2 protein-coding genes are annotated in these 1,246 nt (G+C 53.7%); both read right to left on the bottom strand.

Annotated elements, in window-relative coordinates; all coding sequences use genetic code 11:
• Positions 1-38: 38 nt before the first annotated feature.
• On the bottom strand, positions 39-875 hold the full coding sequence (locus GIV35_RS27205; RefSeq protein ID WP_233475445.1) for an IS3 family transposase: 837 nt from the start codon (positions 873-875) through the stop codon (positions 39-41).
• Positions 872-1,177, bottom strand: coding sequence for a transposase (locus GIV35_RS27210; protein WP_233475440.1), 306 nt, complete (start codon positions 1,175-1,177; stop codon positions 872-874). Before GIV35_RS27210 ends, GIV35_RS27205 begins: the two co-directional genes overlap by 4 nt.
• Positions 1,178-1,246: the final 69 nt, after the last annotated feature.

Below are 1,246 nucleotides of genomic sequence, written 5' to 3' on the forward strand. Positions count from 1 at the left end.
TGATCTGGTCCAGTAATTTTGGACATTCTTATCGGTTTTCACGCCGCTAGCTTTTCCGCCGCTATCGGTGAGTGGTAACCGTTGTAACTGTGGCGCCTTACACTGTTGTAGCGCGCCACATATCGGTTGATATCTGCCCGAGCTTCGTACTCCGAGCTGTAGCCTTTCTCGGGCACCCACTCGGACTTCAAGCTGCCAAAGAAACGCTCCATCGGGGCATTATCCCAGCACTGCCCTTTTCGACTCATGCTCTGCTTGAGCTCATGGGCCTGCAATTCAGCCCTGAATTTATGACTGGTGTACTGGCAGCCTTGGTCGGAATGAAACAGCACACCTTTAGGCCTCCCTCTCAATTCAACAGCCATGCGCAGTGACTCAGTAGCCAACGTCGCATCGGCGACCAGTGAATACGACCACCCCACCACTCGGCGGGCAAACAGGTCCAAAACGACCGAGAAGTAGAGCCAGCGCTTACCGAGCTGGATATAGGTGATGTCCGCGCACCAGACCTTGTTGATGTCAGCTACGTAGAACTCGCGCTCCAGTTCATGTTCAGCCACCAGAGACTCCACGCCTGACGATTTGTATTTGTGGGGCCTGCGTTGGCGGCTGGCAATCCCGGCTTCCTTCATCAAGCTGCGAGCCATGTAACGCCCCACCTGATGGCCTGCACCTTGCAGGTCTTCAGAAAGGGTTCGCGCTCCAGCCGATCCTCTTGAGGCCTTGTGGTACTTAACTAGAACAACCTTGAGCGCTTCGCGCTCCAGGTTGATTTTTCCCTGGCGCTGGCGCCAGGCGTAGTAGCTGCTGCGGTTGACTTCAAAAACACGACAGCAATCTGTAATGCCGTACTGTTCGCCTAGCTCGCTGATCAGAGGGAATGATCTTTGGAGTCCAAAAGCAGGAGAACACTGGCCTTTTTTAGGATTTCGATATCCCGGTCTTTTTGCCTGAGCAGGGCCTGGAGTTCTTGAATTTTCTTCTGTTCGGAAGTAATCGCCTTGGTGCCCGTCATCGTGGATCCGGCGCGCTCTTTACGCACCTGCTCGACCCAGCGGCGTAAAGCCGTAGGGCCAATATCCAAACTGGCGCAAACTTCGGGAACAGGCATGTTTTGATCAAGCACCATGCTTGCAGCGTTGAGTTTGACCTCACTGGAATAGGACTTTCGCATCATCTGTACACCTCAGGTTTGGGCGCCATCATAGCGCCCTATTGATGTGTCCAATTTCATTAGGCCAGATCA

This window comes from Pseudomonas sp. PA-1-6B (assembly GCF_021609545.1).
Taxonomy (GTDB): Bacteria; Pseudomonadota; Gammaproteobacteria; order Pseudomonadales; family Pseudomonadaceae; genus Aquipseudomonas; species Aquipseudomonas fluorescens_BV.